The organism is Streptococcus vestibularis ATCC 49124 (assembly GCF_000188295.1).
GTDB lineage: Bacteria > Bacillota > Bacilli > Lactobacillales > Streptococcaceae > Streptococcus > Streptococcus vestibularis.
In genome coordinates this window covers 1,638,771-1,647,381 of record NZ_GL831112.1, presented here as the reverse complement: position 1 = coordinate 1,647,381, position 8,611 = coordinate 1,638,771, and the positions used below count along the sequence as shown (strand labels likewise).

At 40.9% G+C, this 8,611-nt stretch carries 5 protein-coding genes and 2 pseudogenes; 6 read left to right on the top strand and 1 reads right to left on the bottom strand.

The window, feature by feature from the left end; genetic code table 11:
• Positions 1-27: 27 nt before the first annotated feature.
• Together HMPREF9425_RS10730 and ldcB are read left to right on the top strand one after the other, a co-directional pair.
• A pseudogene (locus HMPREF9425_RS10730) lies at positions 28-1,194 on the top strand (SH3 domain-containing protein); the annotation flags it as partial.
• Positions 1,195-1,248: 54 nt separating this feature from the next.
• Positions 1,249-2,985 carry an LD-carboxypeptidase LdcB/DacB gene (ldcB, locus tag HMPREF9425_RS10725; protein ID WP_428835776.1) on the top strand — a complete coding sequence of 579 codons (1,737 nt, stop codon included), beginning with the start codon at positions 1,249-1,251 and terminating at the stop codon, positions 2,983-2,985.
• Positions 2,986-3,315: 330 nt separating this feature from the next.
• Here the strand turns inward: ldcB and HMPREF9425_RS07950 are convergent.
• Positions 3,316-4,153 (bottom strand): annotated as a pseudogene (locus HMPREF9425_RS07950) (IS30 family transposase); the annotation flags it as partial.
• 233 nt (positions 4,154-4,386) lie between these two features.
• On the opposite strand from HMPREF9425_RS07950, the gene HMPREF9425_RS07945 reads away from it, so the two are divergent.
• The 4 genes from HMPREF9425_RS07945 (at position 4,387) to pepC (ending at position 8,569) form a co-directional block, all read left to right on the top strand.
• Complete coding sequence (locus HMPREF9425_RS07945; RefSeq protein WP_003095040.1) at positions 4,387-5,841, top strand: nicotinate phosphoribosyltransferase; 1,455 nt, start codon at positions 4,387-4,389, stop codon at positions 5,839-5,841.
• A gap of 11 nt (positions 5,842-5,852) precedes the next feature.
• Positions 5,853-6,674, top strand: a complete 822-nt coding sequence (nadE, locus tag HMPREF9425_RS07940) for an ammonia-dependent NAD(+) synthetase (RefSeq protein ID WP_003098058.1) — start codon at positions 5,853-5,855, stop codon at positions 6,672-6,674.
• A gap of 15 nt (positions 6,675-6,689) precedes the next feature.
• Entirely contained in the window at positions 6,690-7,130 is a 441-nt protein-coding gene (locus tag HMPREF9425_RS07935) for a DUF805 domain-containing protein (protein ID WP_003095042.1), read from the top strand.
• Between the two features lie 101 nt (positions 7,131-7,231).
• The gene (gene pepC / locus HMPREF9425_RS07930) at positions 7,232-8,569 is read left to right on the top strand and encodes an aminopeptidase C (RefSeq protein ID WP_003098056.1); all 1,338 of its coding nucleotides are present in this window, start codon (positions 7,232-7,234) and stop codon (positions 8,567-8,569) included.
• The last annotated feature ends 42 nt before the right edge of the window (positions 8,570-8,611 follow it).

The window sequence follows — 8,611 nt, the reverse complement described above, 5'->3', positions numbered from 1 at the left end:
TCGAAGAATGTAAGAGGTAAAAACATCATGAATAAAGTTAATTATCATCATGAAAAACAACGCTATTCCATTCGCAAATACGCTTTTGGTGCAGCATCTGTCTTGATTGGCTGTGCCTATATGGCAAACGCTCAAGTCGCACATGCTGACCAAACAACAGCGGCACCAGTTGCAGAAAGTACAACAACTTCAACAAATGTTGCACCAACTCAACCTGCTACTACAGTAGATACTACCACTCAATCACAACCCTCTACAGTTGCCCAGACAGCGCCATCAACTACAGAAAGTACAACCTCAACACAGCCGCGAGCATCAGCTGTGTCTGACAGTGTGACGCCTGCAAGCTCATCTACTGATGTCACCAAGACTGTTGTGGTTACTTATCCAGATGGCTCAACAGATGAAGTACAAGTCCACTATACTGTTGCTGGACAAACTGACGCTGATAAGAATGAACCAACTGTTCGCACACAAACAGTCCGTCAAGGACAAACACCAACTGCAGACTCCTTTATTACCAACAAAGACAGCTTACCAGCAGGTACAACTTATAGTTTCAAAGATGACTCTGCTCTAAAAACAGAAACACCTGCGACTACGCCTACGAGCACAAAACCAACAGAAACACCAGTAACTACTCCAACAACTACTAAACCAAGTGATTCTGAAACAGTAAAAACACCTGAGAAGGCTGAAACACCAACTGCAACGACTACAAAAGACGACACTTCTAAGGAAGAAAGCAAAACTCCCGAAGAACCAGTCAAAGACAAAGTCGTTAAAGAAGTCATCACTGGTCCAGAATTGCCAGCTAGTGGTCGCTACACTTTCACTGAAAAGACAGCCGTGTATACCACACCAAGTACCAATAGTAGCGTCTCTTTCTACTTTAACAAAGGTAACCAAGTTAACTATGATAAAGTCTTAGACGCTGAGAATGCTCGCTGGATTTCTTACGTCAGCTACAGTGGTATTCGTCGCTATGCTAAGGTAGGAGAACTAACTAAGGTGCTTGAAGAAGTGACAGAACCTGAAAGCACTGAAACAAGCAAGAACCGCAAACCACAATCTGCTACTGGAACCTATGTTTTCCAAGATACAGCACAAGTACGTAATGACCCTAAACTTTCAAGTCCAGTACAGTTTGAATTCCGAAAAGGTGATCGAGTCTACTATGACAAAGTTTTAACTTCCGATGATTACAACTGGATTTCTTATGTTAGCTACAGCGGTATCCGTCGTTATGTGTCACTTAACAAAGTAGAAAAGGCAACAGTTGATACTCCAAAGACTCAAACACCACAAAAAGAAGAAAGTAAACCAGCAACTACTACCAAGTCAGAAGCATCGACTTTGCCTGCAAATGGTACTTATATTTTCACTGATAAAGCTGATGTACGTAATGATGCTAAGATTTCAAGCCCAGTACAGTTTGAATTCCGAAAAGATGATCGAGTCAACTATGACAAAGTTTTAACTTCCGATGATTACAATTGGATTTCTTATGTCAGCTACAGTGGAACTCGCCGTTATGTTGCTCTCAACAAAGTCGAAAAAACTTCTGCTGAAACATCCCAAAAAGAAGAGGCAAAATCAACTACTTTAATGGAGGAAGTTAAACCAAGCCTCCCATCAAGTGGTAAGTATACCTTCACAAATACTGTAGAAGTACACAACGAAGCTAAACTTTCAAGTCCAGTACAATTTGAGTTTAAAAAGGGTGAAAGTGTCAACTATGATAAAGCCTTAGTTGCTGATGATTACAGCTGGATTTCTTACGTCAGCTACAGCGGTATTCGTCGCTATGTAGCGCTTAACAAAGTGGGACAAGATACACCTAAAGCAGAAGCAACAGCAAGTAAACCTAGTGTTGTAACAGGAAACATCAAGGTGGAAAATGTGACTGCTAAAGGCTTTGATGTTGTTGTCAGCAATGTCTCTGACACCCAAGGTGTCAAAGCAGTGAAAGTGCCTGTCTGGTCAAGCCAAGGTGGACAAGATGATATCATTTGGTATGATGCGACTAAGCAAAACTCTGGTGATTACAAGGTGGCGGTTAAGATTAGTGACCACAAAAATAACACTGGTGAATACAATGCTCACTTGTACTATGTCCAAAACGATGGCAGCTTGAAAGGTATCGCTGCGACAAGAACCACAGTTGCAGGAGAATCTACAACTGAAACGACTTCAAACAAAGTGACATCTAATGGCTCTTACTATAGCATTAAGGGTAAATACGACGACATTATCATCGCCAACAAGAAGTACCCATTATCTCCATCTTATAATCCTGGCGAAGATGCCACAGCCAAAGCTGCCTTTGTCCGTCTGCGCAATGACATGATTAACCAAGGGTTTAACGTTGGTCATGCTTACAGCGGTTTTAGAAGTTATGACACTCAAAAAACGCTTTATCAAAATTATGCCAATAGAGACGGATATGCCGCAGCAGATCGTTATTCTGCACGAGCTGGCTACAGCGAACACCAAACAGGTCTTGCTTACGACTTGACCGACAGGTCTGGCAATCTGCTCGAGGATAAAACAGCAACTGACTGGCTCAACAATAACGCCTACAAATACGGTTTTGTCGTGAGATACCAACCAGGTAAAGAGTCCGTGACTGGTTACATGCCAGAAGCATGGCACATCCGCTATATCGGAAAAGAAGCCAAAGAAGTTTATGAGTCTGGTAAAAGCTTAGAAGAATACTTCGGCTTTGACGGTGGCGATTATACCAATACAACGTCATCTAGCACAGCAAACACTAGCACTACTACTAGCCTTACTCAACGAGGTACTTACCACTTTACAAGCCGTTCCTCTATCAAGGCAGAACCTAAGGTTTCCAGTCCAGAGCTTGCATACTACGATGCAGGAAATTCCGTCAATTATGACAAAGTTCTCACAGCAGATGGACATCAATGGATTTCTTACATTGCCTATAGTGGTAGTAGAAGATACATTGCCGTTAGTTAATCGTAGTTAAAAGGAGTGACACTTGGGTATCGCTCTTTTTTTATTAGGAGTTACATAATAAAGTTCCTAAAATGTCAGATTAAGTTAGACTTTTCAAGTAATTCAGAAAAACTTGGTAGGGTGATTGATAATTCAATAATTTTCTAGGAATTCTATTTCTTGAGAGTGGGACAAAAGTCCTAGCCTCTCAATTGTTTTTGGATTGTCGAGCAAGACGCAGTGGTTGAGTGGGCTCTACTAAGCTGATTTCATCAGCTTTTACAGCCCTACTCAACTGTGCGGAGCTGGGATGACGAAATCGAATTCTAACGAATGACCGATTTCTGTCCCACTCTCATAATTTTGAGAAATATTAGTAAAATCCATTTGTTTTGGTAGTCCATTTCGTCTTAATAAGCCATTAGAATGTTCATTGAGACCTCGTTGGCCAGGACATCCTGGATCCGTAAAGAAAATATCAATGTCATGTGCATTCGAAATAGATTTCCAATTAGAAAATTCTTTCCCACAATCAAAAGTTATTAACTTAAAGAGATGACTGGGAACTTGAGACAACTATTGATTGATGGATGCCTCAATATCACTTGCTTTCCGTCCATTGGTTTTCAGTGTGATGATGGCTTTTGAGCAGCGTTCTACTAAGGTAATGACTGCACTTTTGTGTTTTTCTCCCACAATTGTATCCCCTTCTAGATGACCGAATTCCGTCTTAAAATTAGGATAACTGTCTGCTCTCTCACGTAAATCTCTGCGCAATGCTTGTTTTCCTCGTTTTTCGCTATGATCATTTGGTTTTCTTTTGCCTTTCCAAGGGAGATCCTCTTTCTTTAGAATACCACGATCTGCTAGTCGATAGAGAGTTCTCATAGAACAAGAAACCCTATCTGGATAAGTTCCTTTAATGGCTTCAAGGCTCCAATTTTGAACTAAATGAGTTTGGATAAAATCTTTTTCTGCTTGCGTAAGACTGGTTTTATTCCTGCCACAGCGTTTCTTATTGATTTTATAGCAGAGTGCCCCTCTTTCATATAATTGATGACATTGTAGATTGTCTGTTTTGATCTGCCAAGTGAAGTCACAATAGCTGATACTTTTATGTTTTCTTGATAGTAAGCCTCTATCATTACAAGCTCACAAGCTCGTTTGTGGTAAGATGAGTATAGGTCATTTATGTTAGTTCCTTTCAGACAAATGTGGTGTTTGTCTGAGCCTAACATAGATGGCTTTTTCTGTCTAGCTTCATTTTACAAATTGGGTATACAAACATTAGAAGAATTGGAAAATCCAAATAATAATTAACTTTCTGAAAAGTGGAGACAATTGCTCAAAAATGCTATAATAGTCAGCATATACAAGCTATTAATAACAAAAAATAAGTACCTATTTGATTGGAGGAAATCCATGTATAAAGATGACAGTTTAACCTTGCATACCGACTTGTACCAAATCAATATGATGCAGGTTTACTTTAACCAAGGCATTCATAATAAGAAAGCTGTTTTCGAAGTCTTTTTCCGTCAGCTCCCTTTCAAGAATGGTTTCGCCGTTTTTGCCGGTTTGGAACGTATTGTTAACTATCTTGAAAATCTGACGTTTTCAGAAACCGATATTGCCTATTTGAAGGACCTTGGTTACCCTGCTGATTTTCTAGATTACCTAGCTAATTTAAAACTTGGATTGACCATCAATTCGTCACTTGAGGGAGATTTAGTGTTCGCTAATGAACCGATTTTTCAAGTGGAAGGTCCCTTGGCTCAGTGTCAACTCGTAGAGACTGCTTTACTTAACATCATCAATTATCAGACTTTGATTGCGACCAAGGCGGCTCGAATCCGCTCAGTAATTGGTGATGCTCCTCTGTTGGAGTTTGGGACACGCCGTGCACAAGAGATGGATGCAGCGATATGGGGGACGCGTGCAGCCGTGATTGGTGGTGCTGACGCAACTTCAAATGTACGTGCTGGCAAGATTTTCGGTATTCCAGTTTCAGGGACTCATGCCCATGCACTTGTTCAAGCCTATGGCAACGATTATGATGCCTTTAAAGCCTATGCCTCTACTCATAAAGACTGCGTATTTCTTGTGGATACCTATGATACCCTTAAGATTGGTGTTCCCAATGCTATCCGTGTGGCTAAAGAGCTAGGTGATAAGATCAATTTCTTGGGTGTCCGTCTTGATTCCGGTGACTTGGCTTACCTGTCTAAACAAGTACGTAAGCAACTAGATGCAGCTGGTTTCCCTAATGCCAAGATTTATGCTTCAAACGATCTTGATGAAAATACCATTCTGAACTTGAAGATGCAAAAGGCCAAAATTGATGTCTGGGGTGTCGGTACCAAACTTATCACTGCTTATGACCAACCAGCCTTGGGTGCGGTCTACAAGATTGTCTCAATCGAGGATGATCAGGGAGTCATGCATGATACCATCAAGCTATCCAACAACGCTGAGAAGGTTTCGACACCAGGTAAAAAGCAAGTGTGGCGTATTACGAGTCGTGCTAAGGGTAAATCAGAAGGTGACTATATCACCTTTGCAGGCACAGATGTTAATGCTTTAGAAGAAATTAACATGTTCCACCCGACTTACACCTACATCAACAAGACTGTTCGTGATTTTGATGCGGTACCACTCTTAGTACCTATCTACGACAAGGGGCAACTAATCTATGATTTGCCAAGTCTTGATGAAATCAAGAACTATGCGACTAAGGAATTGGATGAGCTTTGGAATGAGTACAAGCGCGTGCTAAACCCTCAAGATTATCCAGTTGACTTGGCCAAAGACGTATGGGATAACAAGATGGCCCTCATTGACAATGTGCGAAAGAAAGCCCATAACTTTCCAGAGTAAAAGGAGACATTATGACTTTGCAAGAAACAATTATTGATCAACTAGGGGTTAAACCTAACATTGATCCAAAAGAAGAAATTCGAAAATCTGTTGATTTTTTGAAGGCTTATATGCTTAAACATCCATTCCTTAAGTCTTATGTTTTAGGGATTTCCGGAGGTCAGGACTCTACCTTGGCTGGCCGTCTAGCCCAACTTGCCGTTGAAGAGCTTCGTGCAGAGACAGGGAAAAACTATCAGTTTATTGCCATTCGCTTACCTTATGGAGTGCAGGCAGACGAGGATGATGCCCAACGTGCCCTTGCTTTTATCAAGCCAGATGTGAGTCTTGCGGTTAACATTAAGGAAGCTGTTGATGGTCAGGTTGCTGAGCTTGCCAGGGCAGGTGTAAGTATTTCTGACTTTAACAAGGGAAATATCAAGGCCCGTCAACGCATGATAACTCAATATGCGGTTGCTGGTGAAAATAGTGGGGCAGTTATCGGGACAGACCACGCTGCTGAAAACCTTACAGGTTTCTTCACAAAATTTGGTGACGGTGGTGCGGATATCTTACCGCTTTTTCGCCTAAACAAACGTCAAGGTGCAGCCCTTCTTGCAGAACTTGGTGCGGACAAGGCCCTTTATGAAAAAGTGCCAACAGCTGACTTGGAAGAGGACAAACCAGGAATTGCCGACGAAGTGGCACTAGGAGTGACCTATCGTGAAATTGATGACTACCTTGAAGGCAAAGAGGTATCAGCTAAGGCTCAAGAAACCATTGAAAATTGGTGGCGTAAGGGTCAACACAAACGTCACTTGCCAATCACTATTTTTGATGATTTTTGGAAATAAGAGGAGAAATGAGTTATGATTAAAGCTTATATTGATTTTTGGAAGCGTGCCTTTGACTTTAGAGGCCGTTCAACTCGTCCAGACTACTGGTGGGTTTACTTGATTAATGTCATCATTAATACTATCCTTGTAGTAGGTTTTGTTCTCATTCCTTTCTTCAGTAGTGTGTCTAATGACCCAGCTATATTATATGATTCAGCCGAAATACAAAAAATGATTTTGAAACATATGTCGCCAATAATAATTTTTGGTTTAATCATACTAATCCCACAACTGTCCCTTCAATTTCGTCGTTTACGAGATGCAGGTATTCATCCGGCTTGGGGGCTTCTAAGTTGTATGGGCCTTATACCAGTCTTGAATATCTTATCACCTATTGGAAGCATTGTACTCATTATCATGTCGTGTCAGCCAACTAAACCAGCACCTGAAACGAGTTTTGATAAAGTTAAATAAGATTGTCGTAACCCTAGGTTTAATCTGGGGTTATTTTAAAATTGAATTTTCAGAAATTAGTGATAGAATAGAGAGGAATAAGGCTTAAAAGGAGGAATCTTATGACTTCACTATCAACAGATTTCACAGAAAAACTATTTGCAGATTATGAGGCCAATGCCAAGTACGGCGCTATCGAAAACGCAGTAACTCATAACGGCTTGCTTAAATCTATCGAGACACGTCAATCAGAAGTTGAAAATGACCATGTTTTCTCAATCGATTTGACTAAAGATGCGGTGTCTAACCAGAAAGCTTCAGGACGTTGCTGGATGTTTGCGGCTCTTAATACTTTCCGTCACAAATTGATTTCAGACTTCAAATTGGAAAGTTTCGAGCTTTCTCAAGCCCACACATTTTTCTGGGATAAATATGAAAAATCAAACTGGTTCTTGGAGCAAATCATTGCTACAGCGGATCAAGAAATTGGTAGCCGCAAGGTTAAATTTCTTTTGGATACCCCTCAACAAGATGGTGGACAATGGGATATGGTTGTATCAATCTTTGAAAAATATGGTGTTGTACCCAAATCAGTTTATCCAGAATCTGTAGCTTCAAGCAATAGTCGTGAGCTTAATCAATACCTCAATAAGCTTCTTCGTCAAGATGCTCAAATCTTGCGTGATTTGATTGCTGGTGGTGCTGAACAAGCTGCTGTTCAAGCTAAGAAGGAACAACTTCTTCAAGAAATTTTCAATTATCTTGCCATGACTCTTGGTTTACCACCACGTCAGTTTGATTTTGCCTACCGAGATAAAGATGACAACTATCAATCTGAGAAGGATATCACGCCACAGGCCTTCTTTGAAAAATATGTTGGTCTTAAACTAAGCGACTATGTGTCAGTTATTAACGCTCCAACAGCTGATAAACCTTACGGAAAATCTTATACTGTTGAGATGTTGGGTAATGTTGTAGGTGCGCCAAGTGTGCGTTATATTAACCTCCCAATGGACCGATTCAAAGATCTTGCTATTGCACAGATGAAGGCTGGAGAGACTGTTTGGTTTGGTTCAGATGTTGGTCAAGTCTCAGACCGTCAAAAAGGTATTCTTGCAACTAATGTTTATGACTTTACAGCTAGCATGGATATTAACTTGACTCAAGACAAGGCAGGACGTTTGGATTACAGTGAATCTCTCATGACTCATGCCATGGTATTGACCGGAGTTGATTTGGATGCCGATGGAAAACCAATTAAATGGAAGGTTGAAAACTCTTGGGGAGACAAGGTCGGACAAAAAGGTTACTTTGTCGCTTCTGATGCCTGGATGGATGAATACACTTATCAAATCGTTGTCCGTAAAGACTTCCTTACAGCTGAAGAATTAGCAGCCTATGAAGCAGAACCACAGATACTTGCTCCCTGGGACCCAATGGGGGCTCTTGCTTCAAAATGAGAGGATATCTCAAAAACACTGGATAAAATGGTACTAGCCCCC